This is a genomic window from Microcystis sp. LE19-195.1E (assembly GCF_027532095.1).
Lineage (GTDB): Bacteria > Cyanobacteriota > Cyanobacteriia > Cyanobacteriales > Microcystaceae > Microcystis > Microcystis aeruginosa.
Genome location: NZ_JAPZSZ010000069.1, coordinates 1 through 1,788, shown reverse-complemented (window position 1 = coordinate 1,788; position 1,788 = coordinate 1). Strand labels below are relative to the sequence as shown.

At 44.6% G+C, this 1,788-nt stretch carries 2 protein-coding genes and 1 pseudogene; all 3 read left to right on the top strand.

Going from position 1 to position 1,788, the window contains the following annotated elements:
• The first annotated feature begins 165 nt into the window (after positions 1-165).
• Entirely contained in the window at positions 166-1,227 is a 1,062-nt protein-coding gene (locus tag O9300_RS04360; protein ID WP_287970266.1) for an anthranilate phosphoribosyltransferase family protein, read from the top strand.
• A 160-nt stretch (positions 1,228-1,387) separates the two neighbouring features.
• Positions 1,388-1,651, top strand: a pseudogene (locus tag O9300_RS04355) (sigma-70 factor domain-containing protein); the annotation flags it as partial.
• A 90-nt stretch (positions 1,652-1,741) separates the two neighbouring features.
• A partial coding sequence (locus tag O9300_RS19420) for a helix-turn-helix domain-containing protein (RefSeq protein ID WP_353737100.1) occupies positions 1,742-1,788 on the top strand: 47 nt, incomplete at its 3' end.

Sequence of the window (1,788 nt, the reverse complement as noted above, 5' to 3'; positions counted from 1 at the left end):
CAGGTGGTCAATTACCTAATTTTCAGGGAAAAAGTCCCGGAATTTTCCCCCCAATCACTCCAAAGGTCGGCACTTTTTGAGGGAAAACAAGTCTAAAAGTCTTATCCAACAAGGTTTTTAGATTTATTCAGCAAACCCTATTTACTCTTTATTTTTTTCCTTGAGATGAGTGATACTTTTCGAGAATTATTAAAAGCGATCGGTAGTGGCACCCATACGGGCAAAAATTTAACCCGTCCCGAAGCGGCAATGGCCACCAAGATGATGTTAACCCAAGAGGCAACCCCGGCCCAAATCGGTGCTTTCATGATTGCCCATCGCATTAAACGCCCCACCAGCGATGAGTTAGCGGGAATGCTTGATGCCTACGCCGAGCTTGGCCCGCAAATAACCCTAGAATCAGCCTCTTTTCAGCATCCGATCACTATTTTTGGCAATCCCTACGATGGACGCTCTCGCACTGCCCCAGTTACTCCGATCACTACTTTAATCTTAGGGTTGGCGGGGGTTCCCGTAGTCCTGCACGGGGGCGATCGAATGCCGACTAAATACGGTATTTCCCTCAGGGAAATCTGGCAGCAATTAGGAGCAGATTTTAGTCAATTATCCTTAGCAGCAGTGAAAGACTGTTTAATCACCACAGGATTGACTTTTTTCTATATTCCGCGCCATTTTCCCCTAGTAGAGAATTTTGTTACCTATCGGGAGCAAATCGGTAAACGTCCGCCCATGGCTACGGTAGAGTTAATCTGGTCGCCTTTTGTGGGTAATATTCATCAGATATCGGGTTTTGTTCATCCCCCCACCGAAGATCGTTTTCGCGAAACTTTCGCTCTGAGAAATATCTCTCACTTCACCACCGTGAAAGGATTAGAGGGGAGTTGTGATTTAGCCTGTAATCGGACGGCGATTATCGGTCTGGGAAATCCCACCGATCCCCCTTCCTTTCACCGATTTTTCCTAAATCCTCGCGATTATGGCTTCTGTCCCTCGGATTATCCCCTCGAATCTTTAGAGATGCTCACCGCTAAATTAAAGGGTTTATTAGCCGGAGAAAATAACGAATTAACCGATGCGGCAATTTTTAACGGTGGTTTTTATCTTTGGCGCTGTGGAATTGCCCCGGATATCCCCACCGGTTTCCAGCAAGCACAACAATGTTTACAGTCAGGAAAAGCCCTGGCTAAACTAGAACAAATCCGTAATTATCTGGAAAATCAGGAATAGATAGGAATAGGGCTGTAGGGGAAATTACTCCATCATAAATACTTTTGAGAAAAAAATTTTCCCGACTGCATCATTTCCTCGCTCAAGTGGGAAAGCTATGACTACGGAAAACGATTTAGAAGTTTCTAATTCCTATCACAGTCGCCGTGGAGAAGCCATCATGTCTGCAATTAACCCCTCGACGCTCGAAACTGAATTTATCTCTCCCTCTTTTTCTATCTTAAAACTGAAGGAAAACTCGATCGACCTGGATGAAGATTTTCTCGGCAGTGATTTGGAAGATGATTTAGTATCTAGTCCCGAAAAAAGCTACAGCAACGGCACAACTACCGATTTAGTACGTTTATACCTACAAGACATTGGCAGAGTGCCTCTGCTCAAACGGGACGAGGAAGTTGAACAAGCGCAACAGGTACAGCGTCATCGAAAATTTGGGTCTGAAACCCCGTCGTTCTACGACGGCTTTACTGTTAAATATTAGCACATTTACGAAATATATGCTAAAATGTGAGGTATGGAAAAAGCCTATTCGTTTCGATTTTACCCCACACCCGAACAAGA

Excerpts from the sequence above, each read along its gene's own strand:
- O9300_RS04360 (WP_287970266.1), top strand. The coding sequence starts at position 166 with ATGAGTGATACTTTTCGAGAATTATTAAAAGCGATCGGTAGTGGCACC.